This is a genomic window from Oryzomicrobium sp., from assembly GCF_021287045.1.
Lineage (GTDB): Bacteria > Pseudomonadota > Gammaproteobacteria > Burkholderiales > Rhodocyclaceae > Oryzomicrobium.
Genome location: NZ_JAJTBG010000002.1, coordinates 1 through 23524 on the forward strand (window position 1 = coordinate 1; position 23524 = coordinate 23524).

At 70.5% G+C, this 23524-nt stretch carries 21 protein-coding genes and 1 pseudogene; 14 read left to right on the forward strand and 8 right to left on the reverse strand.

The window, feature by feature from the left end:
- The first annotated feature begins 123 nt into the window (after positions 1–123).
- The gene (locus tag LWW89_RS01950) at positions 124–1113 is read left to right on the forward strand and encodes a hypothetical protein (RefSeq protein WP_293260339.1); all 990 of its coding nucleotides are present in this window, start codon (positions 124–126) and stop codon (positions 1111–1113) included.
- A 16-nt stretch (positions 1114–1129) separates the two neighbouring features.
- On the forward strand, positions 1130–1879 hold the full coding sequence (gene trmB / locus LWW89_RS01955) for a tRNA (guanosine(46)-N7)-methyltransferase TrmB (RefSeq protein ID WP_293260341.1): 750 nt from the start codon (positions 1130–1132) through the stop codon (positions 1877–1879).
- A 79-nt stretch (positions 1880–1958) separates the two neighbouring features.
- Here the strand turns inward: trmB and LWW89_RS01960 are convergent, their stop codons facing one another.
- The 8 genes from LWW89_RS01960 to LWW89_RS01995 form a co-directional block, all read right to left on the reverse strand.
- Entirely contained in the window at positions 1959–2585 is a 627-nt protein-coding gene (locus tag LWW89_RS01960; protein ID WP_293260343.1) for a hypothetical protein, read from the reverse strand.
- Positions 2586–2736: 151 nt separating this feature from the next.
- Complete coding sequence (locus LWW89_RS01965) at positions 2737–4014, reverse strand: putative Na+/H+ antiporter (RefSeq protein ID WP_293260345.1); 1278 nt, start codon at positions 4012–4014, stop codon at positions 2737–2739.
- Positions 4015–4129: 115 nt separating this feature from the next.
- Complete coding sequence (locus LWW89_RS01970; protein WP_293260347.1) at positions 4130–5374, reverse strand: hypothetical protein; 1245 nt, start codon at positions 5372–5374, stop codon at positions 4130–4132.
- Between the two features lie 92 nt (positions 5375–5466).
- Positions 5467–6735: a radical SAM family heme chaperone HemW gene (gene hemW, locus LWW89_RS01975; RefSeq protein ID WP_293260350.1), complete on the reverse strand. Its 1269-nt coding sequence runs from the start codon at positions 6733–6735 to the stop codon at positions 5467–5469.
- Between the two features lie 84 nt (positions 6736–6819).
- Complete coding sequence (gene rdgB / locus LWW89_RS01980) at positions 6820–7422, reverse strand: RdgB/HAM1 family non-canonical purine NTP pyrophosphatase (RefSeq protein ID WP_293260353.1); 603 nt, start codon at positions 7420–7422, stop codon at positions 6820–6822.
- A 10-nt stretch (positions 7423–7432) separates the two neighbouring features.
- Positions 7433–8164, reverse strand: a complete 732-nt coding sequence (gene rph, locus LWW89_RS01985) for a ribonuclease PH (protein WP_293260356.1) — start codon at positions 8162–8164, stop codon at positions 7433–7435.
- Positions 8165–8233: 69 nt separating this feature from the next.
- Positions 8234–9160 carry a protein phosphatase 2C domain-containing protein gene (locus LWW89_RS01990; RefSeq protein WP_293260359.1) on the reverse strand — a complete coding sequence of 309 codons (927 nt, stop codon included), beginning with the start codon at positions 9158–9160 and terminating at the stop codon, positions 8234–8236.
- A complete protein-coding gene (locus LWW89_RS01995; protein ID WP_293260362.1) occupies positions 9157–10110 on the reverse strand; it encodes a serine/threonine-protein kinase in 954 nt (317 codons plus the stop codon). The genes LWW89_RS01990 and LWW89_RS01995 overlap by 4 nt, the downstream gene beginning before the upstream one ends.
- Before the next feature lie 365 nt (positions 10111–10475).
- Here LWW89_RS01995 and LWW89_RS02000 point away from each other — a divergent pair, with 365 nt between their 5' ends.
- The 12 genes and pseudogenes from LWW89_RS02000 (at position 10476) to LWW89_RS02055 (ending at position 23494) form a co-directional block, all read left to right on the forward strand.
- Entirely contained in the window at positions 10476–11348 is an 873-nt protein-coding gene (locus LWW89_RS02000) for a YicC/YloC family endoribonuclease (RefSeq protein WP_293260365.1), read from the forward strand.
- Between the two features lie 44 nt (positions 11349–11392).
- On the forward strand, positions 11393–11980 hold the full coding sequence (locus tag LWW89_RS02005; protein WP_293260368.1) for a DsrE family protein: 588 nt from the start codon (positions 11393–11395) through the stop codon (positions 11978–11980).
- A gap of 38 nt (positions 11981–12018) precedes the next feature.
- The gene (gene gmk / locus LWW89_RS02010; RefSeq protein ID WP_293260371.1) at positions 12019–12648 is read left to right on the forward strand and encodes a guanylate kinase; all 630 of its coding nucleotides are present in this window, start codon (positions 12019–12021) and stop codon (positions 12646–12648) included.
- A 68-nt stretch (positions 12649–12716) separates the two neighbouring features.
- Positions 12717–12905, forward strand: a pseudogene (gene rpoZ, locus LWW89_RS02015) (DNA-directed RNA polymerase subunit omega); the annotation flags it as partial.
- Positions 12906–12958: 53 nt separating this feature from the next.
- On the forward strand, positions 12959–15286 hold the full coding sequence (locus LWW89_RS02020) for a bifunctional (p)ppGpp synthetase/guanosine-3',5'-bis(diphosphate) 3'-pyrophosphohydrolase (protein ID WP_293260377.1): 2328 nt from the start codon (positions 12959–12961) through the stop codon (positions 15284–15286).
- A gap of 173 nt (positions 15287–15459) precedes the next feature.
- Positions 15460–16737 carry a D-amino acid dehydrogenase gene (locus tag LWW89_RS02025; protein WP_293260380.1) on the forward strand — a complete coding sequence of 426 codons (1278 nt, stop codon included), beginning with the start codon at positions 15460–15462 and terminating at the stop codon, positions 16735–16737.
- 107 nt (positions 16738–16844) lie between these two features.
- A complete protein-coding gene (locus LWW89_RS02030; RefSeq protein WP_293260384.1) occupies positions 16845–17654 on the forward strand; it encodes an enoyl-CoA hydratase-related protein in 810 nt (269 codons plus the stop codon).
- A 107-nt stretch (positions 17655–17761) separates the two neighbouring features.
- Complete coding sequence (locus LWW89_RS02035; RefSeq protein ID WP_293260387.1) at positions 17762–18616, forward strand: TatD family hydrolase; 855 nt, start codon at positions 17762–17764, stop codon at positions 18614–18616.
- Positions 18617–18841: 225 nt separating this feature from the next.
- Positions 18842–20503, forward strand: coding sequence for a glycosyltransferase family 39 protein (locus LWW89_RS02040; RefSeq protein WP_293260390.1), 1662 nt, complete (start codon positions 18842–18844; stop codon positions 20501–20503).
- Positions 20500–21708 (forward strand): sialidase family protein, encoded by a 1209-nt coding sequence (locus LWW89_RS02045; protein WP_293260392.1) that lies wholly within the window; start codon positions 20500–20502, stop codon positions 21706–21708. The genes LWW89_RS02040 and LWW89_RS02045 overlap by 4 nt, the downstream gene beginning before the upstream one ends.
- Positions 21705–22460 (forward strand): hypothetical protein, encoded by a 756-nt coding sequence (locus LWW89_RS02050; RefSeq protein WP_293260395.1) that lies wholly within the window; start codon positions 21705–21707, stop codon positions 22458–22460. The genes LWW89_RS02045 and LWW89_RS02050 overlap by 4 nt, the downstream gene beginning before the upstream one ends.
- An 8-nt stretch (positions 22461–22468) precedes the next feature.
- Positions 22469–23494 carry a glycosyltransferase family 2 protein gene (locus tag LWW89_RS02055; RefSeq protein WP_293260398.1) on the forward strand — a complete coding sequence of 342 codons (1026 nt, stop codon included), beginning with the start codon at positions 22469–22471 and terminating at the stop codon, positions 23492–23494.
- Positions 23495–23524: the final 30 nt, after the last annotated feature.

Consider the following 23524-nt stretch of genomic DNA (forward strand, 5'->3'; position numbering starts at 1 on the left):
GCCGCGCAAGTTCTACAGCGCCGATCCCAGTTCCCCCACCGAGGGAATGATCGGCTCCCGCTCCTGAGCCCTACCGCCTTACTCCCGGCCCAGGCCCCTCACCTCATCTCCGCCCGTCCCGCCATGCGCCTGCACCCCGTACTGCTCGCCCTGGCAGGGTTTGCCGTCCTGACCCTGTCCGCCCCGACCCGCGCCGAGGAAGGCCCAACGCCCGCGACGCCCCCGTCCTCACCTGCCGCCGCCCCCGCGCCTATCGCCGAAGCGGCGCCCCAGGCCGGCCATGAAGGAAGCGGCGAGGGTGGGACAAGTGAAGAACTCCCCGCCGCGGCCGCCGAACCCCACCTGAAGGTGGTGGACCCGGCCCGCCTCGGCTACGCCTTCGACCGCCCCCGGGTGCTGGCCCAGCAGCGCATCTTCGGCATCGCCCGGGCCACCGCGCAACTGGCGAGCCTGTGCGAGGTGGAAGTCGAGAACGACGATGCCCGGGAAGCGGCCCGGGACGCCTACGCCGCCTGGAACGAGCGCAACGCCGCGCCGGTCCACGAAGCCGAGGCGGCCCTGGCCCGGTATTACTTCGGCCCCAACGCCCACCTGGCCAGCAGCGACGACATCGCCGCCGCCCTGCGCCTGCCCGCCGCGCTCAAGCTAGACGACGCGGAACTGGGCGCGGCCTGCGCCACCCTGCCCCAGGCCCTGGAAGGCCCCCGCTACGACCTGGTGGCCAACCTGGAACGGGCCCGCAACTTCACCCTGAGCGAGGCCGCCGAAACCCTGGCCGCCGTGGTGGACACCTGCCGCCCCCAGCTCCCCGACACGGCCCGGGACGCCCTGGATGAACGCTACGCCCGCTGGCAGGAACGCAACGGCGAGACCGCCGACGACGCCCGTGCCGGTCTTGCCGCCGCCCTGGCCGCCGAACTGGCGGACGACAAGGCCCGGGGCGGGGAGCTGGCGGACGGTGCCGAGGGCGACCCGCTGGTGCCCTGGCACAACGAAATCCGCCGCCGCGCCCGGGACTTCGCCCGCCAGCCGGCCTTCTGCGACGGCCTGGCCGACCAGGTGGACGGCCCCCGCTTCGACCTGACTCAACTGTTTGCCGACCGGCCCCTCTGATTCTTCCCGATCGCCCATGACCACTGCCCACGACGACGCCCTGCCCAGCCAATCCCCGGACTCCGCCGACCGGGACGACGATTTCCCCAAACGCCGCTCGATCCGCAGCTTCGTGCTGCGCCAGGGCCGCATGTCCAAGGCCCAGGAACGCCATTACGAGCAGGACATGCCGCGCCTGGGCGTGCCCTACGCCGCTGCCCCCCTCGACCTGGCCGCCCTGTACGGCCGCCGCGCCCCGGTGGTGCTGGAAATCGGCTTCGGCATGGGCGATTCCACCGCCGCCATCGCCGCCGCCCACCCGGAAATCGACTACCTGGGGGTGGAAGTGCACCAGCCCGGCGTCGGCAGCCTGCTCAAGCACGTCGCCGACCGCCAGCTGAGTAACGTGCGCATCTGCCAGCACGACGCCGTGGAGGTGTTGCAGAACATGATTCCCGAGGGCGCCCTGGCCGGCGTTCACGTGTTCTTCCCCGACCCCTGGCACAAGAAGCGCCACCACAAGCGCCGCCTGATCCAGGGCCCGCTGGTGGCCCTGATCGCCAGCCGCCTCGCCCCCGGCGGCTACCTGCACTGCGCCACCGACTGGGAGGAATACGCCCAGCAGATGCTGGAGGTGCTGTCCGCCGAACCAACCCTGGCCAACACCGCCCCGGCCGGTGGCGACGGCTACGCCCCGCGCCCCGAGTACCGGCCCCTGACCAAGTTCGAAAACCGGGGCCTGAGGCTCGGCCACGGGGTGTGGGACCTGGTGTTCCGCAAGGGGTGAACAACAGCATCGCGCACCAGCGCTTCACCCAAAAAAAGACCCCGCCGCAGCGGGGTCTTTTTTTGGGTCCGGAGACCGCTTACTGTGCCGGCTGCAACGCAGCACGCACGCTCTTGGCCAGCTCGGTCATACCCTTGCTGACGATCTCCTGCCAGGCACTCTCGGTAGCCGCCTGGCGCGAATCCTCGGCTTCCGCCGTCACCACCTTGCCACTTTGCAGGACGGGCAGGGGCGCATCCAGCTTGACCTCGGAACGATGGCTCATGGTGATCGACCAGAAGCCCGGGGTAAACCAGGCCCAGAACTGCCGGGCATCCGCCGTGACCGGGATAGCCTGCTCGAACCCGGCGTCACCGGGCACCAGCACGCGATAGCCGGAAGCGCGGAAGCCCTCGGCCACGGCATCGCTGACAAGGTTGGCCGCCGTCTTGTTCTCGGGCAGCAGAACGTCACCCAACGCTTTGCCGTAGCCATTGCGCTTGCGGGCGATGGCCCGGGCCTTGATCTTGTCGTCCGTCGGCTCGCTCGGATCCAGGGACGGAGTGGAGGGTTCGCTCGGCGCCTTCTCGAAGACCCGGGCATCAACCACTTTTTCGATACGCACGGCCTTCCCCTGCACCGGGTTGGCGCTGGCGGCAATACTCGGATCGACCACACTGCGCGAGGTGGCGCAGCCCGTCAGAGCGACGGTGGCGATCATTGCCATGGACAACAGCAGACGAGACAGATACACAACTTTCCCCTTTTTTTGTTGATTGAATGGATAAAGCCCCACATCGGCACGGCGGCATGCCAATGCCAAAAGCATGGAACTTCGACATCCTACCCGGTGCCACCCACCCGGGCCAGGGGATTGTTTAGACCAGCAGGAACGCCGCCATGGCCACCAGGGTCGGCGGCAGGGCGGCGAGGAACAGGCCCAGGGGATGGACCGCGCTTTCCGGGAAGCTGCCCTTGAGGATCGACAGGCCCGCCGGGTTGGGGGCGTTGGCGATCACCGTCAGGCCGCCGCCGCTGACCGCGCCGGCCACCACGGCATACTTGAATTCCGGCGACAGGCCGTCCACCAGGGAGGCCAGATAGGTGAGCGCGGCGTTGTCGGTGACGGCGGTGAGGGCCGTGGCGCCGAAATACACCGAGGTGGCGTCCATGCGCAGCAGCAACGGCTGCAGCCACCACTGCTGCAGGCCGCCGAGGATCACCAGGCCGGCCAGGAAGCAGGCCACCAGCAGGGCCTCCTTGAGCATCAACCGGTCCTGGTAGGCCGGATAGGCGGACACCACGCCGAAGAAGAGCAGCAGCAGGCCCAGGAACACCGGCGGATGGTGAGCGAACACCACCACCCCGGCGAGCAGCAGCAGGTGCAGCAGGATCACCGGCCAGGGTACCGCGTCGCTGCCGTCGCCGTCCGTGCCATCCTTGGCGTCCGGCGTCAGCCGGGCCAGTTCGGCGCGGAAGAGCAGGGTCAGGACCAGGGCGTTGACCGCCACCGCCAGGCCGGCGCGCAGGCCGAATTCCTTCAGCATGTAGGCCAGGTCCCAACCCCAGGCCCCGGCCACCATCAGCACCGGCGGCGCCGCGTAGGGGGTCAGGGTGCCGCCGATGGAGACGTTGACGAACAGGACGCCGACGGTGGCGTAGAGGAAGCGGGTGGAGACGCCGGGACGGAAGAAGCGGTCGCGCAGCAAAAGGGCAGCCAGAGTCATGGCCGCCGGCTCGGTGATGAGGGAACCGAGCAGGGGGATCAGGAACAGGGCGGTGAAGTATAGGGCCGCCGCCGGTGGCAGGGGCAGCAACCGGGCGAGGGCCAGGGACAGGCCCCGGGCCGCGACCAGGATGGGCCGGCTGCCGGCCACCACCATGATGGCGAAGACGAACAGGGGCTCGGTGTAGTTGCGCGAATCCAGGTAGTCGGTCATCGCCGCCGTGCCCTGGAGGGCGAACAGGGCCACGGCCAGGACCAGAGCCCACAGGCCGAAGACGATCTCCACCTCGCCGAGCAGGTGCCACAGACCGGCGTGGCGCGGGTGGCGGTGGGCGAGCTGCTCAAAGTAGCCGGTGGAAAAGGTGTGCACCAGGGCCAGGACAAACAGGGCCGTGGCGATGATCTGCAGGGTGGTGGGGGATCCGGACATGGAGGCTCCAGCAACGGCTACCGCGTAAGGAATAGCTTGCAACTATGCCCCCATTCCCGCTGCCCCGCTGTAACGGGCTGTGGCCGGGGCCAAGGCCGCTCCGGCCCCGTTGCGCTTACCCCTCGGCCTGGCGGCGGCGCAGCAGTTCGGCCAGGGGCCCGGGCAAGGCCGCCAGCAGCCGGCCGCGCCAGGCATCCTGGTGGCGCTGCCAGACCAGGCCCAGGGCGATGATGCCCAGGCCGAGCAGGGTCAGGGCGAAGGGGAAGAGCAGGCTGTCGCGGAATACCCGGTGGGCCAGGTAGCCCAGGTAGAAAGCCAGGCCCAGGCCGCCGAACACCGCGTAGGCGCGGCGCACCAGCACCGTGCCTACGGCAATCAGACCCAGGTTGATCAGGGCGTAGGCGAAGCGCCCCCACTCGCTGCCGCTATCCAGGCTGGACAGACCGCCCCAGAAGGCCAGCAGCCCGGCCAGGTGCAGCCAGAAGGCGAAGTCCTCGCCGGGCCGGGCGAAGCGGCTGCGCAGATCCACCCACAAGGCCAGGCCCAGGGTGAGCAGGCCGAAAACCAGCGAGAACTGCTCGCGGAAGCGCCAGCCGTCGGTCCAGCCGAGGCCGTCCAGCTCCGGGCTGGCGAGCAGCAGGGCGGCCAGGTCCATGCTCATGTACCAGAGGGTCACCGCCACCGGCATCACCATGAAGGGCAGGCGCAGCCGTTGCAGCAGGCCGGCGCCGACGGCCAGGGTGACCACCTCCAGGGTCAGCCATACCGGGTCGATGCGCGAGTGGTACTGGGAATAGTCGTGGCCGAGGAAATCGACGCCCAGGGCGAGCAGCAGTCCGTAGGCGGCCAGGGGCACCAGCACCACCACCAGGGTGGCCAGGATGCCCGCCGGCACGCGCAGCCCCCGGCCGAGGAAGTGGGTCGCCACCTTGTAGGCGGCCCCGGCGTAGAGGGCCGCGATCAGGGCCATGCCCGCCCCGCCCAGCTGGGCGAAGCCGACGGTGAGGAACAGGCTGGCGGCGCCGATGGCGAGCATGCCCCCCAGGTAGTAGAGGATGTGGGCGGCCTTGAAGCGCGCGCCGCCGGACTCCCCCAGCACCGGCGCGGCGGCGCCGGCCGGCTGCCGCAACCGTGCGGCGAGGAATTCGGCCAGGGGCGCCGCCTGCTGGCGGGCGAGCAGCCCGGCGGCGACGGCCTCGTCGAGCAGGGGGGCGATGTCGGTGGTGCAACCTAGCGCACTGCCAGCCCCATTTCCCCCTCCATTCCCCGCCGTACCGCCCACCGGAGGATTAGCGGACTGGCCGGCGACAGCGGATGCGGGATGATGCGTGAACTCTGGGGAGGAATCGGGGAAGGTCATGGCCCGGGCTCGATGCTTTTGGAATGCCCGCACCCTACCACCCGCCGCCGGGAGCGTCACCCCGCCCGTGGCGCCGGCCCGTCGCCCTGGGGCTAGGGCAGAAAGCGTTGCAGCAGGGTGTTGAGGAAGCGCCGGCCCCGGGGGGTCGGGGCGATCCATTCCAGTTGGCCCTCGCCGGCCGGGCGGAAATCGCGTACCAGCAGGCCGTCGGCCTGGGCCGCCTCCAGCTGCCGGGCGATGGTCAGCAGGGGCAGGCCGGTGCGTTCCTGGAACAGGCGGGCATCGAAGCCGTCGTTGAGGCGCAGGGCGTTCATCAGGAACTCGAAGGGCAGCTCTTCCGCCACCACCCACTCGTCGCTCTGCACCGCCTCGCCGAGCGGCGCCTTGGCCAGGTAATCCCGAGGGCTCTTCCAGCGCATCTGGCGGCGGATGCCCTCGTGGCTGGAGAGCTTGCCGTGGGCGCCGGCGCCGATACCCAGGTAGTCGCCGAAGGTCCAGTAGTTGAGGTTGTGCTGGCAGCGGTAGCCGGCTTTGGCGAAGGCCGAAGTCTCGTAATGCTCATAGCCGGCGGCGGCCAGGCGTGCCTCCACGGCCTCCTGCATGTCGGCGGCCACCTCGTCGTCGGGCAGGTCCGGCGGCGGGGTATGGCCGAAGGCGGTGTTCGGCTCCAGGGTCAGGTGGTAGGCCGACAGGTGGGGCGGGGCGAAGGACAGGGCCGTGTCCAGGTCGGTCCGGGCCTCGTCCAGGGTTTGACCGGGCAGGCCGTACATCAGGTCCAGGTTGAAGCGTTCGAAGTGGCGGGCGGCCAGCTCGATGGCGGCCCGGGCCTCGTGATCGTCGTGGATGCGCCCCAACGCCTTGAGGTGGCGCGGGTTGAAGCTCTGGATGCCCAGGGACAGTCGCGTCACCCCGGCGGCGGCGAAGGCGGCGAACTTGCCGGCCTCGGCGGTGCCCGGATTGGCCTCCAGGGTGATCTCGGCCCCCGGAGTCAGGGGCAGTCGCGCCCGCACCGCGCCGAGCAGCCGCTCCAGGGCGGCGCCGGAAAGCAGGCTGGGGGTTCCGCCGCCGATGAAGATGGTGCCCACCGGCCGCCCCCACACCAGGGGCAAAGCTGATTCCAGGTCGGCGATCAGGGCATCGACGTAGGCGTCCTCGGGAATCTCGCCGACGCCGCCCCGGGGCTCGTGGGAGTTGAAGTCGCAGTAGGGACACTTGCGCACGCACCAGGGCACGTGGATGTACAGCGACAGGGGCGGCGGGGCGACCAGGCCGGAGGCAGCGGGGCCGGACGCGGAAGTGGCACCTCCCCGGGAAGCCGCGCCATTGCTGGCGCTCAGGGGAATGACCTTGGGAAGCGGCATGACTACTCGATCTACAGAGGGGCTGCCTGGAGAGTGCCTATTGGCGCGGCTCTCCGAGGCATGGCCCGGTGTTGCATTGCGGACTTACAGCGGATGGCGCTTCAGCTTGTCCAGCAGCAGCGCCATGGCCTGGCCCCGGTGGGACAGGCGGTTCTTGGTCGCGGCGTCCAGTTCCGCGACGCTCTGGCCCAGTTCGGGGATGAAGAAGTAGGGATCGTAGCCGAAGCCTTCTTCGCCCCGGGGGGCGTCGAGCAGTTCGCCGTGCCACTCGCCCTCGGCGATGATCGGCTGGGGGTCGGCGGCGTGGCGCACCAGCACCAGCACGCTGACGTAGTGGCCGCGCCGGTCGGCCTGGCCTTGCAGATCGGCGAGCAGCTGGGCGTTGTTGCGCGCATCCGACTTCTCGCCGCCGGCGCGCAGCTGGGCGTAGCGGGCCGACTGGACGCCGGGGGCGCCGCCCAGGGCGGCGACACACAAGCCGGAATCGTCGGCGATGGCCGGCAGGCCGGTCAGCCGGGCGGCGTGGCGGGCCTTGGCCAGGGCGTTCTCGACGAAGGTGTCGAAGGGCTCCTCGGCCTCGGGCACTCCCAGGGCGCCTTGGGGCACCAGTTCGATGCCCAGGGGCGTCAGCAGGGCCGACATTTCCTTCATCTTCTTGGCGTTGTTGGAGGCGAGCACCAGGCGCATGGCGGTCCCCTTACTTGTCCGCGCCGGCGGCGGCGATGGCTTCCTGCTGCACCGCCACCAGGGTGGCGATGCCGGCCTCGGCCAGGTCGAGCAGGGTGGTCATCTGGGCCCGGGTGAAGGGCTTGCCCTCGGCGGTGCCCTGGACTTCGACCAAGCCCTTGCCGCCGGTCATGATCACGTTCATGTCGGTGTCGCAGGCCGAATCTTCCGGGTAGTCCAGATCAAGCACCGGCGCGCCGCCGACGATGCCCACGGACACGGCGGCGACGTGGTCCTTGACCGGGTTGGCGGCGATCTTGCCGGCCTGCTTCAATTTCTCGCAGGCTTCCCAGAGGGCCACCCAGGCACCGGTGATGGCGGCGCAGCGGGTGCCGCCGTCGGCTTGCAGCACGTCGCAGTCCAGGGTGATCTGGCGCTCGCCCAGGGCGGCCAGGTCGGTGACGGCGCGCAGGGAGCGGCCGATCAGGCGCTGGATTTCCTGGGTGCGGCCGGTCTGCTTGCCCTTGGCCGCTTCCCGGGCGGTGCGGGTGTGGGTGGAGCGGGGCAGCATGCCGTATTCGGCGGTGACCCAGCCCTGGCCCTTGCCGCGCAGGAAGGGCGGCACGTTCTCTTCGACGCTGGCGGTGCACAGCACCCGGGTGTCGCCCATCTCGATCAGCACCGAGCCTTCGGCGTGGCGGGTGAAGGCGCGGGTGAGGCGCACGGGGCGGAGCTGGTCGGGCTGGCGCTGGCTGGGACGCATGGGATTCCTTTCGCGAAACGGAGCAGGCGCGCCGGGCCGGATGCCGGGCGCGCCGCAAATGGGGTGATTCTACGGCTTGGCGTACTTGTCGATGGCGGAGCGGATTTCGGCGATGGCGCGCTCGATCTCGTCGTCGGACAGGTCGGGCCGGCCATCGTCCTGGCGCCGCCCCAGGGGGCCGAGCTGGCCCATCTGGGTGTGCACCTCGCCCTGGGCCATGGCCTGGGTCTGGATGGAGCTGGACGGATCGTCGGAGTAGCTGTCCTCCCAGCGCACGGCGATCATCGACAGGTTGTCGCCGTGGGGGCCGCCACGCTGCTCGGCCATGTTCATCAGCACCGGTACGGCCTGCATCAGGTTGGCGTCGCCGAGCACGGCGTTCATGGTGTCGCCGGAAACGCTGCTCCACAGGCCGTCGGTGCACAGCACCAGCAGGTCGCCTGCCTCCATGGGGGTCTTGCGCGAGAAGGTGATTTCCGGGGCCTCGAAGCCCCCCAGGCAGGTGTAGATCTTGTTGCGGTCCGGGTGGATGGCGGCCTGGGCCTCGTTGATCAGGCCGTCGTCGAGCATCAGCTGGACCCGGGAATGGTCCTTGGTCACCGACGCCACCCGGCCCCGGCGCAGGTGGTAGAGGCGCGAGTCGCCGGCGTGGGCCCAGTAGGCCACGTTGTCCTGGACGATGCAGGCGACGCAGGTGGTGCGCGGCGAATCCGACAGGCCGTGGGCCACCGAGTAGTCGATGATCGCCTCGTGGGCGTTGTTGAAGCCGCGTTGCAGGAACAGGAAGGGATCGTCGATGGAGGGCTTGGCCTCGCGCTGGAACACGTCCATCAGGTACTGGACGGCCAGCTGGGCGGCGACCTCGCCGTGGTGGTGGCCGCCCATGCCGTCGGCCACCACCGTCAGCAGGGCGTCCCGGGAATAGCTGTAGGCGATCCGGTCTTCGTTGTTGCGCCGCTGTCCGACGCGGCTTTCCTGGTAGATGGTGAATTTCATCGCGTGCTGTTCTTGCGGAAGCGGTCCACCAGCTGCGAGAGCCAGGAGGCTCGCTTGGTGGCGAGCTGGGCCGGGTCGGGGGTTTCGGTCAGGGCCTTTTGCAGGGCGAAGCAGCTTTGCGGCCGGTAGAGATGGTTGAGGCACAGGCACCAGTCGATGGTTTCCAGCAACTGGTCGGAGAACTGGCCCTCGAAGCGGGCCATGGCCGGCACCAGGTGATCCTTGCGCATCCGCTCGTCCGCCGCCTGGGGGGCGTTGCCGGCCAGGCAGGCGTACATCGAGGCCCCCACCGAGTAGATGTCGCTCCAGGGGCCGAGCAGCTCCCGGTTCTGGTAGTGCTCGGGGGAGGCGAAGCCCGGGGTGTACATGGGCTTGAGCATGGGCGAGTCGCTGGCCAGGGTCTGGCGCGCCGCGCCGAAGTCGATCAGCACCGGGGTGTTGTCGGTGCGCAGGTAAACGTTGGAGGGCTTCAGGTCCAGGTGCAGCAGCTTGTGGCTGTGCACCTCGCGCAGGCCGTTGAGCAGGCGCACGAACACGCCGCGGATGAATTTCTCGGTGAGCTTGCCCCGGTGCTTGTGGATCACGTCCTGAAGGGTGCGCCCCTCTTCATAGGCCATGACCATGTAGACCGTGTCGTTGGCGCGGAAGAAGTTGAGCACCCGCACCACGTTGGGGTGGGACAGCCGGGCCAGGGCCCGGCCTTCCTCGAAGAAGCACTTCATGCCGTAGCGGAAGGCCGGCAGGTGCTCGGACGACACGCTCGGCCGGGTTTCGCCCTCGCCGCGCAGGGCCAGGCTGGCGGGCAGGTATTCCTTGACCGCCACCTGGCGCCCTTCCCCGTCCGTCGCCAGGTAGACGATGGAAAAGCCGCCCACCGACAGCTGCCGCTCGATGCGGTAGCCTTCGAAGGAAAAGCCGGGAACGAGGGCGACGTTGGCTTGTTGGGCCATTCAGGAAGGGGCTATGATGAAAAAAATAGGGAAAATCGGGGACTTCGGCGTCTAATTCGGTTTTTTTCGTATAAGCACAGGGTTTCGCCCGCCGACCCACGGACGGCGCGGCCCGGCGATCGATAATCCGGCGCTTTTCCAGCGCTTTCCACCGGCGAACCTCGGCCAACTGGCGGCGATCGGCGGCGGAACGGCAGCGAATCCCCTGATGCCGGCCATTGTCCGGGCCCGACCCTTCCCTGTAAAGGCGCGAGGCGACGGGCGGTCCACGGGACCATCCGCGGCACCGTCATCGCCCGTTCACCCGACGCGGGCCCCGATCCCCTATCCTTCCCCTGTCTTCCCACCTTTTTCGAGTTAATCCCATGATCGCCAGCATGACGGGCTACAGCGCCCGGGTCCGTGACATCGGCCGGGGCGCCCTGCACCTGGAACTGAAGAGCGTCAACAGCCGCTTCCTCGACCTGTTCTTCCGCCTCGGCGACGAGGTGCGCGGCTTCGAGCCCCTGCTGCGCGAGCGCATCGCCGCCAAGGTCAGCCGCGGCAAGCTCGAATGCCGGCTGTACTTCGTCCCCGCCGCCACGGTGTCGGCCCAGGAACCCAACGGCGAGGCCATCGCCCGCCTGGTGCGCTGGCAGAGCCTGGTCCAGTCCCACTCCCCCGATGCGCCCCCCCTGTCCACCGGCGAAATTCTGCGCTGGCCCGGGGTGTTCGCCGAAGAGAGCCTGGACGGCGAGGCCCTGGCCGCCGCCGTCGGCACCCTGATCGACGAGGCCCTGGTGGATTTCACCGCCAGTCGCCGCCGCGAGGGCGACAAGCTGGCCGCCATGATCCGCGAGCGCACCGCCCGCATCCGCGAGATCGTCGCCCTGGTGGAACCGGAAATGCCCGCCGCCCAGGCCGCTCTGGAAGAGAAGCTGCGCCAGCGCCTGCTCGACGCCCTGGGCGACGCCTCCCGGGTGGACGACGACCGCATCCGCCAGGAGATCGTCCTCTACGCCACCAAGGTGGACGTGGCCGAGGAACTGTCGCGCCTGCGCACCCACGCCGACGAGGTGGACCGCATCCTCAAGACCGGCGGCGCCAGCGGCAAGCGCCTCGACTTCCTGATGCAGGAACTCAACCGGGAAGCCAACACCCTGGGTTCCAAGGCCGCCACTCCGGTGGTCACCTCCACCAGCATGGAACTGAAACTGCTCATCGAGCAGATCCGGGAACAGGTGCAGAATCTGGAGTGAGCCGGCAGCGACCGGCCCCACCCCAACCCCGGAGGAGTCTTGCCATGCCCCAGCCGTTGACCGCCGTCCTGGCCCGCGCCGTTTCCATCCGCCGCGCCGCGCAGTTTCTGCTGCTCGCCTTCGCGGCCGTCCTGGCCCTGGCCGCCCCCGCCGCCCAGGCGGGGCCGGACGATCCCTCGCGCTTCGACGGCAGCCCCCTGGGGGCCCAGAAGGCGGTATACCACTTCAACTACGAGAAGCCGGAAGACCTGCTGCAAGGCCTGGGCTACTTGCAGAATCACCTGCGTGGGCTGAAGGAATTCGGTGACCTCAAGCATTCCCACCTGGTCATCGTCGCCCACGGCAACGAACTGCACATGCTGTCGCGCCTCAACCGGGGGGCCTACCCGGACATCTACGACAAGCTCAAGGAACTCACCGACCAGGGCGTAACCATCCGCATCTGCCGCAACGCGGCCGCCGCCCGGGGCTACAAGCCAGGCGACTTCTACGACCTGGCCACCGTGGTGCCCGCCGCCATGACCGACCTGGCCAAGTGGCAGGCCGCCGGCTACGCCTACATTTCCGGCGACGCGATCCGCCGCACCACCCGCCAGGATTTCCTCGCCAAGCATCCGGAAGTCATCGACTGACCTTCGCGACGCCCTTTCTCCCCGGAGCCCATCCCGCCATGACCGGTACCCAGCCCCCCGGCACCCTGTTCGTCGTCGCCGCCCCCTCCGGGGCGGGCAAGACCACCCTCACCCGCATGCTGTTGCAGAACGATCCGGGCATCCGCCTGTCGATCTCCTACACCACCCGGGCGCCACGCCCCGGCGAGGAGAACGGCACAGCCTACCACTTCGTGAACGTGCCGACCTTCCTGGCCATGGTCGAGCGCAAGGAATTCCTCGAATGGGCCGAGGTGCACGGCAACTACTACGGCACCTCCCGGGTGTGGATCGAACAGGAGATCGCCGCCGGCCGCGACGTGCTGCTGGAAATCGACTGGCAGGGCGCCCAGCAGGTGCGGCGCTTCTTCCCGGCCTGCGTCGGCATCTTCATCCTGCCGCCGTCCACCGCCGAACTGGCGCGGCGGCTGGCCGGCCGGGGCACCGATTCCGAGGAAGTAATCGCCCGCCGCCTGGCCGCCGCCCGGGACGAGATGCGCCATGTGGGCGAGTTCGACTATGTTATTATTAACAATGAGTTGCAATCGGCTTTTGCCGACCTGCAAGCCGTGGTCCGCGCTGCGCGGCTGAGCCTCGAACGGCAGCGCGCCCGCCACGGCGCCCTCTTCACCAACCTGCTGGAAAGCTGAGAAAACCGGATTTTTCCTGCAATTCGCCGCTTTTCGTTGCTTTTTCCCACCCGATCACAGGAACCTCCATGGCCCGCATCACCGTCGACGATTGCCTTGACCGCATCCCCAACCGCTTCCAGATGACCCTGGCCGCCACCTACCGCGCCCGCCAGATCGCCAACGGCGCCACCCCCATGGTCGAGGAAGACAAGGACAAACCCACGGTCATCGCCCTGCGTGAAATCGCCGAAGGCAAGGTCGGCGCCGAAGTCCTCAACCGCGGCCAGGCCTAAGCGCACGTCCTGACGCATCGGGCGAGAGCGGATCAATGGAAACACCCACCGCCCCTCCTCGCCCCTCCGCACCCGCCCCCGCCGCGCCTGCTACACCTCCCGCGGCGGCGGCGGACATCCCGGGGGCCGCCAGCCGCCCCCTGGGCGCGCCGGTCAGCACCCCGCCGGCGGAAAAGACCTACCCGCCCTTCCCCCTGGACGATCCGGCCTACCTGGTCTTCATCGACAGCCTGGATTACCTCAAGCCGGAGGACGTGGCCAAGGTCAAGGAGGCCTTCGCCTACGCCGAGGTGGCCCACCGCAGCCAGCGGCGGGTATCCGGCGAGTCCTACATCACCCACCCCCTGGCCGTGGCCGGGGCCGTGGCCGAGTGGCGGCTCGACGCCACCGCCATCATGGCCGCCCTGCTCCACGACGTGCTGGAGGACACCGGCGCCTCCAAGGCCGAGCTGACCGAGCGCTTCGGCAAGCCAGTGGCGGACCTGGTGGATGGCCTCTCCAAGCTCGACAAGATCGAGTTCTCCTCCTACCAGGAAGCCCAGGCGGAAAACTTCCGCAAGATGCTCCTGGCCATGGCCCGGGACATCCGGGTCATCCTGATCAAGCTCACCGACCGTCTGCACAACATGCAGACCCTGGGCAGCATGCGGCCCGACAAGCGCCGCCGCATCGCCAACGAGACCCTGGAAATCTACGCTCCGATCGCCAACCGGCTGGGGCTGAACAAGGTCTATCGGGAGTTGCAGGACCTGTCCTTCATGAACCTGCACCCGATGCGTTTCGGCGTGCTCAAGAAGGCGGTCAAGGCGGCCCGGGGCAACCGACGCGAGCTGCTCACCCGCATCCTCGACGGCATCCAGGGCAAGATGAAGGACCACCGCATCGACGCCCAGGTGTTCGGCCGGGAAAAGAGCCTGTACTCGATCTACAAGAAGATGGTCGAGAAGCGCCTGACCTTCTCCCAGGTGCTCGACATCTACGGTTTCCGTGTGGTGGTGTCCGACGTGCCCACCTGCTACCTGGCCCTGGGCGCCCTGCACAGCCTGTACAAGCCCCTGCCGGGCAAGTTCAAGGACTACATCGCCATCCCCAAGGCCAACGGCTACCAGTCCCTGCACACCACCCTGATCGGCCCCTACGGCACCCCCATCGAGGTGCAGATCCGCACCGAGGAAATGCACCACCTGGCCCAGGAAGGCGTGGCCTCCCACTGGCTGTACAAGGAAGAGGCCGACGGCAGCAGCGCCGAGTTGCAGAACCAGACCCACAAGTGGCTGCAGTCCCTGCTGGAATTGCAGAACACCGCCGGCGATTCGGCCGAGTTCTACGAGCACGTCAAGATCGACCTGTTCCCGGACGAGGTGTACGTGTTCACCCCCAAGGGCAAGATTCTCACCCTGCCCAAGGGTGCCACGGCGGTGGACTTTGCCTACGCGGTGCACACCGACATCGGCAACCGCTGCGTCGCCGCCAAGATCAACTACGAGCTGGCGCCGCTGCGCACCGAGTTGCAGAACGGCGACCAGGTGGAAATCGTCACCGCCGCCCACGCCAACCCCAACCCGTCCTGGCTGTCCTACGTCAAGACCGGCCGGGCGCGCAGCAAGATCCGCCACTTCCTCAAGACCCAGCAAAACGAGGAATCCGCAGCCCTGGGCGAGCGCCTGCTCAACCAGGAGCTAAAGTCCCTGGGCGTGGAGCCCTCCGACGTGCCCGCCGCCGCCTGGGACGAGCTGATGCGCGAATCGGGCAACAAGCCGATCCAGGAAATCTACGCCGACATCGGCCTGGGCAAGCGCCTGGCCTCGGTGGTGGCGCGCCGCCTGATGTCCCGGGAGGACGTCGGCAACGACGACATCCGCCCCGGGCCGATCGTCATCCACGGCACCGAGGGCATGGCGGTCACCTTCGCCACCTGTTGCCGCCCCATCCCCGGCGACCCCATCGTCGGCTCGATCCGCAAGGGCCAGGGGCTGGAAATCCACACCCACGACTGCCCGATGATCCGCAAATCGCGCCGCCTCGAACCGCAAAAGTGGATCGACGTGGAATGGGCCGCCCAGCCGGGCAAGCTGTTCGACGTGCGCATCCGGGTCGAGGCCCAGCACCAGCGCGGCGTGCTGGCCAAGATCGCCACCGAGATCGCCGAGGCCGGTTCCAACATCGAGAACGTGAGCATGGAAGAGGGCAGCGGCGGGCTGTACACCTCGATCCAGTTCACCATCCAGGTCGCCCACCGGGTGCACCTGGCGGCGGTGATGCGCGGTCTGCGCCATATCCCCGAAGTGATCCGCATCAACCGGGAGCACGAAGGGGACGACCCCCACACCAGCGCGCCCTTCTCGCCCTACGCCAAGCACTGAGGCGAACGGGCAGGCGGACGGCCCCGCCCCCGCCCGCCGGCGGCAACCGCGCCGTCCGGTGCGGCGCTCCACCCAATCCCCACCTTCCCGCCGGCATGCCGGCCGCCCCGGCCGGGCCACTTCCCGTTAAGATTCCCTCTTGCGCGATGCGCGTTGCACGTCAGGAGGTTTCCATGCAGGTCCTCGTCCTCGGCGCCGGCGTGGTGGGCACCACCAGCGCCTGGTTTCTCGCCGCCGCCGGCCACCAGGTCACCGTCATCGACCGCCAGCCCGGCGCCGGGCTGGAAACGTCGTTCGCCAACGGCGGCCAGATCTCGGTCTGCCACGCCGAACCCTGGGCCAATCCCCACACGCCGTTCAAGGCCCTGGCCTGGATGGGGCGCGAGGACTCCCCCCTGCTCTTCCACCTGCGCGCCGACCGGCAGCTGCTCGACTGGAGCCTGCGCTTCCTGCGCGAATGCACCCCGGGACGCACCCGGCGCAACATGACGGACATCGTCCGCCTCGCCCTGTACAGCCGGCAGACCCTCCAGGCCCTGCGCGCCGAGCTGGGCCCGGACTTCCAGTACGACCACCTGGAACGGGGCATCCTGCACATCTTCACCGATCCCAAGGAATTCGACGGCGCAGTCAAGGCATCCGCGGCGATGCGCGACCTGGGCTTAGACCGTCGGCCGGTCGGCCCCGACGAGTGCGTGGCCATCGAACCGGCCCTGGCCGATTTCCGCCACCGCCTGGTGGGCGGCGACTGGACTCCCTCCGACGAATCCGGCGACGCCCACAAGTTCACCCAGGCCCTGGCCGCCCGGGCCGCCGCCCGGGGCGTGCAATTCCGCTACGGCACCACCATAGAGCAGATCCCCAGCGCCGGCGGCCAGGTGGCCGGCGTGGTGGTGCGCGACCCGGACGGGGCGGAAGAACTGCTCACCGCCGACGCCTATGTGCTCTGCCTGGGCAGCTACAGCCCCCTGATGGCCCGCACCCTGGGCCTGCACCTGCCGATCTACCCGGCCAAGGGCTACTCCGCCACCCTGCCGCTCAAGCCCGGCAGCGAATCCCGCGCCCCCACCGTCAGCCTCACTGACGACGAGCGCAAGCTGGTCTTCTCCCGCCTCGGCAACCGCCTGCGGGTAGCCGGCACCGCCGAATTCGGCGGCTACGGCCTGGAACTCAACCGGGTGCGCTGCGAGGCCCTGCTCACCCGCACCCTGGAATTCTTCCCCCATCTCGAACTGGACGGCCCGCCTCAGTACTGGACCGGCCTGCGCCCGGCCACCCCATCCAACGTGCCGATCATCGGACGCAGCAGCCTGCCCAACCTATGGCTCAACACCGGCCACGGCACCCTGGGCTGGACCCTGTCCTGCGGCTCCGCCGCCGCCCTGGCCGACCTGGTGTCGGGCAAGGCGCCGACGCCGGTCTTCCCCTTCCTCGGCCGGCCGCGCCCCTAGCCTCCAACGCCTGCCGCCGCCCCGGCCCGCCCGGGACGGCGGCACGGCAAGCGCCATCCCATCCCCAGCACAGCACCCATAATTCCAACGACGGAGACAGCCCCACCATGAGCAACGCCCCCGAACCCACGGTCCTCTCACGCCACGCCGACGGCGTGGCCCTGCTCACCCTCAACCGCCCGGCGGCGCTGAACGCCCTCGACGTGGCCATGATCGACGACCTGCGCCGGGCCGTCCTGGCGGCCCTGGACGATCCGCAGGTGGGCGCCCTGGTGATCGCCGGCGCCGGCGACCACTTCATGGCCGGCGGCGACCTGAAGTGGTTCCACCAGCAGCTGCACCTGGACCAGGCCGACCTGCACATCCTGTTCGAAGACCTCATCGCCCGGGTGCACGCCACCACCCTGCTGCTCAAGGAAGGCGGCAAGCCCGTGGTAGCCGCGGTGCGCGGTGCCGCCGCCGGCTTCGGCCTGTCGCTGATGATGGCCTGCGACCTGGCGGTGGCCGCCGAGGACGCCTACTTCACCCTGGCCTACCGGCACATCGGCACCTCCCCGGACGGCGGCGCCACCTGGTCCCTGCCGCGCATCGTCGGCGCCAAGCGCGCCGCCGAGATCGCCCTGCTGGGCGACCGCTTCGGCGCCGCCCAGGCCCTGGACTGGGGCCTGGTGAACCGGGTGGTGGCCAAGGACGCGGTGCAGGACGAGGCCCTGGCCCTGGCCAAGCGCCTGGCCGACGGCCCGCGCCAGGCCCTGGCCAATACCCGGGCCCTGCTGCACCAGTCCCTCACCGCCAGCCTGCCCGAACAGCTCGCCCGGGAGCAGGCCAGCTTCGCCAGTTGCGCCGCCACCCCGGACTTCGCCGAGGGCCTGGCCGCCTTCCTGGAAAAGCGCCCGGCCCGCTTCGGCAGCCGCTAACCCCTAGGCGGGGCGCGCTTCTCCAGACGCCCCGCCCGCAGCGCCAGCAACCACGCGCCTCTCCAAGGCCACCCTTCGGAAACCCAATAGGGGCGCGGACCTTCGCCATGCTCATCGACACCCACTGCCACCTGGACGCCGCCGAGTTCGACCCGGACCGGGCTGCCGTGATCGCCCGGGCGGCGGCGGCCGGGGTGCGGCTGGCGGTGGTGCCGGCCGTGGAGGTCGCCAACTTCGCCGCCGTGGCCGCGCTCGCCGCCGCCCACCCAAAATCGGCTGTCGCCGGCACCGCCGCCCCGCCCGGCCTGACGGTGGCCACGGCCTACGGCATCCATCCCCTCTACGTGCCCCGAGCGCAGGAAGACGACCTGGCCCAGCTGGCCGCCACCCTGGAAACCGCCCTGGCCGGCCCCCGGCCGCCGGTGGCGGTGGGCGAGATCGGCCTGGACGGCTTCGCCCCGGCGCTGCAAACCCCGCAACTGCGCGCCCGCCAGGAAGCCCTCTTTCTCGCCCAACTCAAGCTGGCCCGGGACTTCGGCCTGCCGGTGATCCTGCACATCCGGCGCGCCCAGGACACGGTGCTCAAGTACCTGCGCCAGGTGTTCGGCAAGGGCGGCGGCCCCGGCGGCATCGCCCACGCCTTCAACGGCAGCGCCCAGCAGGCCGGCGCCTTTCTCGACCTGGGGCTGCGCCTGGGCTTCGGCGGCACCCTCACCTACGAGGGCTCCCAGCGTATCCGCCGCCTTGGCGCCACCCTGCCCGGCGACGCCCTGGTGCTGGAAACCGACGCTCCGGACATCCCCCCCGCCTTCGCCCCGCGCCAGCGCAACGAACCGGCTCACCTGGCGGCCTTCGCCGCCGTGCTGGCCGACCTGCGCGGCATCTCCCCGGACGAGGCCGCCGCCCTGACCGGCGCCAACGCCCGGGCCGCCCTGCCCGGACTGGCCGCCTACGGCGGCTAGGGCCGGCCGCCACCAGAACCAACACCGCCGGGCAAGGCCGGCGTAAGAACGCACACCACTCGCCGCCCCCGCTGCGCCGGCCCTCCCTGCCCGATACCCGACCGGCAAGGCCGGGGGGCGCCCCCTTGCTATAATCCGCGCCATTGCCCCGCGCCCGTGCGCGGTGCCGCCCGCCACCTGCCACATGCCGCCCTGCCCTGGCGCAGCACCGGACCCGACCCGCCCATGCCCTTTTCCCGTTCCGCCCCCCGGCGCTGGCCCCTGACCCTGGTCGGCCTGTTCCTCGCCGCCCTGGTGGTGTTCGGCCTGGGCATCCAGGAGCCCACCGGCCTGACCGGCAAGGACGAATTCTTCCTGGGGCTGCGCACCCCCATGGAGATGATGGAAAAGGACGCCTGGCTGGTGCCGGTGCTCAACGACCAGCCGCGCCTGAAAAAGCCGCCCATGCTCTACTGGCTGGGCCGCGCCAGCTTCGAGACCTTCGGTCCGTCCCTGCCCGCCGCCCGGGGCATCACCGTGCTGTTCGCCGCCCTGCTGGTGGCCGCCACCGCCGCCCTGGGGCGCCGCCTCGCCGGCTCTGCCGGAGCCGGCCTGTGGGCCGCCCTGCTGCTGTTCACCGTGCTGGGGCTGGCCAGCGAATCGCGCCGCTTCATGCTCGACGTGCCCACCGCGTCCCTGTCCACCCTGTCCTTCCTCTTCCTGGTGCGCTGGAAGGACGACCGCCGCGCCCGGGATCTGACCCTGGCCGCGGTGCTGCTCGCCGCCGGCTTCCTGCTCAAGGGGCCGATCGTCGCCGTGGTGTGCGGCGCCGGGGTGCTCGGCCTGCTGCTCTCCGGCCAGTGGCCCCTGGCCGACCTGTGGCGGCGCAAGTTCTCCGTCGCCGGCGCCCTCGGCCTGTTCCTGGCCCTGGCCCTGCCCTGGTTCATCTACGTGCGGCTGCGCTACCCGGAAGCCGCCGCCGCCGAGTTGCAGGAAGAGCTGGAAGCCCGCCAGCTGTTCACCCCCTCGCCCCAGACCCTGCTCGCCGCGTTGCAGATCGTCATGCCCTGGAGCTTCGTCCTGCTGGCCCTGGCCTGGCGCCTGCGCCGCGAGGCCGGCCCCGCCCGCACCCTGCTGCTGTGGGCCGGCCTCACCGTGCTGCCGTTCTGCTTCATCCACACCTTCGACCGCTACCTGGTCGGCTCCCTGGTGCCCTTCGCCCTGATCCTGGGCTTCGCTCTCGACCGGGGCGAGCGCTTCCCGGCCTGGGCGCTGCGCCTGGGGGCGGCCCTGGTGCTGCTGGTGGCCGGCGTGTTCGCCGCCTTCGCCTTCTGGTTCCACCTGGGCGGCTGGGGCTGGCTGCTGCCGCCCCTGGCCCTGGTGCTGTGGGCCGCCGCCCGGGCCGAGCCGCGCTGGCTGGCCGGCGCCATGGCCCTGCTGTGGATGACCTTCTTCGGCCTGTTCTTCCCCCACTTGCAGATCAACGCCGTGCCGGAGCCGGTGCGCGCCCTGGCCGCCGACCGGCCGGTGCTGATGTTCGACGGCCCCCAGCCGGCCATGCTGCCGATCCTGCTCGGCCGGGCCCTGAGCCATACCGACACCCTCCAGCCGCGCCATCTGGCGCCGCCGCGCCTGCTCGTCTTCGTCCGCGCCGAGGACGAAGCGCGCCTCCAGGAACAGGCCCGGGCCCTGGGCGCCACCCTGCGCCCCCTGGGCGGCTACCAGGCCCTGGCCTCCCGGGGCTCCGGCGTGCGCTTCACCCGGGACGGCGCCGGCAAGGCGGAATGGCGCGAGGCCCTGCGCAGCCGCTCCCTGCAACCGCTGGAATCGACCATCCGTTACCTGGAAGTGGCCGCCCCGGCCACCGCCGGTGCCAACAGCGACGCCAAGACGGAGGCCGCCCGATGAGACTCCCGACCGCCTTGCCGTCCCATACCCACCCCTATATCCGCCCCGTGGCCGCCGGCCTGGCCGTGGCCCTGGCCGCCGCCGGCGCCGCCCTCACCGTGCCGCGCCCGGGTCCGGCCCGCTTCGAACCGCCGGTGCGCTCCGCCCCGGTATCGGTGGCGCCACAGCTGCGCGGCAAGCCGGCCCTGGCGGCCACCGACGGTTTCCTGCCCCGGGTCGCCCCCAGTGCCCACGCGGTCAACCTGCTCGCCCTGGCCAACGGTGACGTGCTCGCCAGTTGGTTCGCCGGCAGCAAGGAAGGGGCGCCGGACGTGGCCATCTACCTGGCCCGCTGGCACGCCGCCGGCACCGGCCACCACGGCGGCCTGTGGTCCGAGCCCCGGGCCGTAGCCACCCGCGCCGCCACCCAGGCCGCCACCGGCCGCTACGTGCGCAAGCTCGGCAACGCGGTCCTCGGTCAGGACCCGGAAGGACGCCTCCACCTGTGGTTCGTCAGCGTCGCCTTCGGCGGCTGGGCCGGCTCGTCGATCAACCAGCAGGTGTCCGACGACGAGGGCCGCACCTGGACCCCGGCGCAACGCCTGGTGACCTCGCCCTTCCTCAACATCAGCACCCTGGTGCGCACCCCGCCGCTGTGGCCCGAGCTGGGTGGTGGCGCCGGGCTGCCGGTGTACCACGAGTTCATCGCCAAGCACGGCGAATGGCTGCGCCTCGACGACGACGGCCGCGTGCTCGACAAGGCGCGCCTGCCCCAGCCGCGCCGCGCCCTGCAACCCGCCGTGGCGGCCCTGGACGACGGCGACCTGCTCGCCCTGCTGCGCGACGCCGGCCCCGGCCCGGGCCGGGTGCTCGCCGCCACCTCGGCCGACGGCGGCGCCAGCTGGCGCCCCGCCGAACCGCTGCCGGTAGCCAACCCCAACGCCGCCGTGGCCCTGCTGCGCCTGGCCGACGGCCGCCTGCTGCTGGCCTGCAACCCCATCGCCGGCGGACGCAACCGCCTGGCCCTGTGGCTCTCGGAGGACCAGGGCGACAACTGGTACGAAGCCCGGGTGCTGGAAGAGAGCAACGACGGCGAGGACGAATTCTCCTACCCCGCCCTGGCCCAGGACCGGGCCGGCCGGGTGCACGTGGCTTATACCTGGAAGCGGGAGACGATCCGCCACCGCGTCCTGACCCCCGACACCCTCCAGGAGGTGCGTCGATGAGCACCCTGACCGTTGCCGTGGGCCTGGCGAGCCAGGCCGTGGCCGTCGCCGCCGTCAGCGCCGCCCTGGTGCGCCGCCTCACCGCGCGCCCCGGGCCGGACGTTCCGGCTACCCCGGATGGCGCAGCCGCCGCGCCCGCATCCGTCCGCATCGACCAGCCCGACGCCCCGGCGGCCGGCGGAGCGGCGGCCACCACCGCCCCGCCCCTCACCCCGCGCCGCCGCCTGATGGCGGCCCTACCCCTGGCCCTGGGCCTGCTCAGCCTGGTGCCCTTCGCCGGCACCTCCCTGGCGGCCGCCCTGCGCGGGCTGTGGAGCGACCTGTCGTTCACCACCCTGCAACTGTGCCTGCTGGCCTGGTGGGGCAGCCCGGCGCTGCGCCTGGCCCCGGGGGCGCGCCTGGGCCTGCTCGGCGCCGTTGCCCTGGCCGGCGCCGCCCTCTACCCCACCGCCCTGGGCGCCGGCTCCCTGGATTTGTACCGCTTCGGCTACCAGCCCTGGTGGCTGCTCGCCGCCCTGGCCGCGGCCGGGCTGGCGGCCTGCCGCCGGGCGCCGCTGCTGGCCGCGCTGCTGGCGGTGGACATGGCCGCCTATGCCCTGCGCCTGGCCGATTCCGACAACCTGTGGGACTACCTGCTGGATGTGCCCCTCTTCCTTTACGCCCTGATCGCCCTGACCCTGCACCTGGCCCGCCGCGACCGGCTGCAACCGGCCGACGCCGGCGCCGCCACCGCCCAGCCGGGCACGGAGTGACCCCTCTCATGACCGATACCGCCACCGACCTGCAACCTTCCGCCGCCCTGGCCCCCGCTGCCGACAAGGCCCACGACGCCCGGCCCAACGTTTCCATCGTCATCCCCATCTACAACGAGCAGGAAAACCTGCCCGACCTGGTGGCCAAGGTGGGCGAAGCCCTGCTGCCCACCGGGCGCAGCTTCGAGCTGATCTGCGTGGACGACGGTTCCCGGGACCGCTCGGCCTGGGTGCTGCGCGACCTGGCGGCCAAGACGCCCTGGCTCAAGCCCCGCTACCTGATGCGCAACTACGGCCAGACCGCCGCCCTGCAAGCCGGCTTCGACGCCGTCACCGGCAAGTACGTGGCGACCCTGGATGGCGACTTGCAGAACGATCCGGCGGACATCCCGGCCCTGCTCGACCGCCTTGATAGCGATTCCTCGGTGGACATGATCTCCGGCTGGCGCAAGGACCGGCAGGACAAGGCGGTGTCGCGCAAGCTGCCGTCGATGATCGCCAACCGCCTGATCTCCAAGGTCACCGGCGTGACCCTGCACGACTACGGCTGCGCCCTGAAGGTGTACCGCGGCGAGATCATCCGCCGCATCCGCCTCTACGGCGAACTGCACCGCTTCATCCCGATCCTCGCTGCCGAGGCCGGCGCCCGCATCACCGAGGTGCCGGTGCGCCACCACGCCCGCACCCGGGGCGTCTCCAAGTACGGCATCGACCGAACCTTCCGGGTGATCCTCGACCTCTTGTTGATGCGCTTCATGATGCGCTACCTGCACCGCCCGCTGCACGCCTTCGGCGGCGTCGGCCTGTGGCTGCTGGTGCCGGGCCTGGCGGCCCTGGCCTGGCTGCTCGGGGTCAAGCTCACCGGCCACGACATCGGCGGCCGGCCGCTCTTGATGGTGGGGGTGATGCTGTCGCTGATGGGGGTCAACCTGATCGGCCTGGGCGTCCTCGGCGAAGTGCTGATCCGGGTCTATCACGAGCCGGAAGGCCGGGACCAGTACCGGCTGCGCGAGGCGCCGGAAGGCGAACTCTGAACAGCCCGATCGCCCTGAGCGAAGCGCTTT

Bases quoted from the DNA above. Each gene is read 5' to 3' on its own strand.
- LWW89_RS02020 (WP_293260377.1), top strand. From the start codon at position 12,959: ATGGAAACACCCACCGCCCCTCCTCGCCCCTCCGCACCCGCCCCCGCC.
- LWW89_RS02050 (WP_293260395.1), top strand. From the start codon at position 21,705: ATGAGCACCCTGACCGTTGCCGTGGGCCTGGCGAGCCAGGCCGTGGCC.
- LWW89_RS01965 (WP_293260345.1), bottom strand. From the start codon at position 4,014: ATGTCCGGATCCCCCACCACCCTGCAGATCATCGCCACGGCCCTGTTT.
- LWW89_RS01990 (WP_293260359.1), bottom strand. From the start codon at position 9,160: ATGAAATTCACCATCTACCAGGAAAGCCGCGTCGGACAGCGGCGCAAC.
- LWW89_RS01995 (WP_293260362.1), bottom strand. From the start codon at position 10,110: ATGGCCCAACAAGCCAACGTCGCCCTCGTTCCCGGCTTTTCCTTCGAA.
- LWW89_RS02055 (WP_293260398.1), top strand. From the start codon at position 22,469: ATGACCGATACCGCCACCGACCTGCAACCTTCCGCCGCCCTGGCCCCC.
- LWW89_RS02035 (WP_293260387.1), top strand. From the start codon at position 17,762: ATGCTCATCGACACCCACTGCCACCTGGACGCCGCCGAGTTCGACCCG.
- LWW89_RS02025 (WP_293260380.1), top strand. From the start codon at position 15,460: ATGCAGGTCCTCGTCCTCGGCGCCGGCGTGGTGGGCACCACCAGCGCC.
- LWW89_RS02005 (WP_293260368.1), top strand. From the start codon at position 11,393: ATGCCCCAGCCGTTGACCGCCGTCCTGGCCCGCGCCGTTTCCATCCGC.
- rph (WP_293260356.1), bottom strand. From the start codon at position 8,164: ATGCGTCCCAGCCAGCGCCAGCCCGACCAGCTCCGCCCCGTGCGCCTC.
- gmk (WP_293260371.1), top strand. From the start codon at position 12,019: ATGACCGGTACCCAGCCCCCCGGCACCCTGTTCGTCGTCGCCGCCCCC.
- hemW (WP_293260350.1), bottom strand. From the start codon at position 6,735: ATGCCGCTTCCCAAGGTCATTCCCCTGAGCGCCAGCAATGGCGCGGCT.
- LWW89_RS02000 (WP_293260365.1), top strand. From the start codon at position 10,476: ATGATCGCCAGCATGACGGGCTACAGCGCCCGGGTCCGTGACATCGGC.
- rdgB (WP_293260353.1), bottom strand. From the start codon at position 7,422: ATGCGCCTGGTGCTCGCCTCCAACAACGCCAAGAAGATGAAGGAAATG.
- LWW89_RS01950 (WP_293260339.1), top strand. From the start codon at position 124: ATGCGCCTGCACCCCGTACTGCTCGCCCTGGCAGGGTTTGCCGTCCTG.
- LWW89_RS02045 (WP_293260392.1), top strand. From the start codon at position 20,500: ATGAGACTCCCGACCGCCTTGCCGTCCCATACCCACCCCTATATCCGC.
- trmB (WP_293260341.1), top strand. From the start codon at position 1,130: ATGACCACTGCCCACGACGACGCCCTGCCCAGCCAATCCCCGGACTCC.
- LWW89_RS01970 (WP_293260347.1), bottom strand. From the start codon at position 5,374: ATGACCTTCCCCGATTCCTCCCCAGAGTTCACGCATCATCCCGCATCC.
- LWW89_RS02040 (WP_293260390.1), top strand. From the start codon at position 18,842: ATGCCCTTTTCCCGTTCCGCCCCCCGGCGCTGGCCCCTGACCCTGGTC.
- LWW89_RS01960 (WP_293260343.1), bottom strand. From the start codon at position 2,585: ATGGCAATGATCGCCACCGTCGCTCTGACGGGCTGCGCCACCTCGCGC.
- LWW89_RS02030 (WP_293260384.1), top strand. From the start codon at position 16,845: ATGAGCAACGCCCCCGAACCCACGGTCCTCTCACGCCACGCCGACGGC.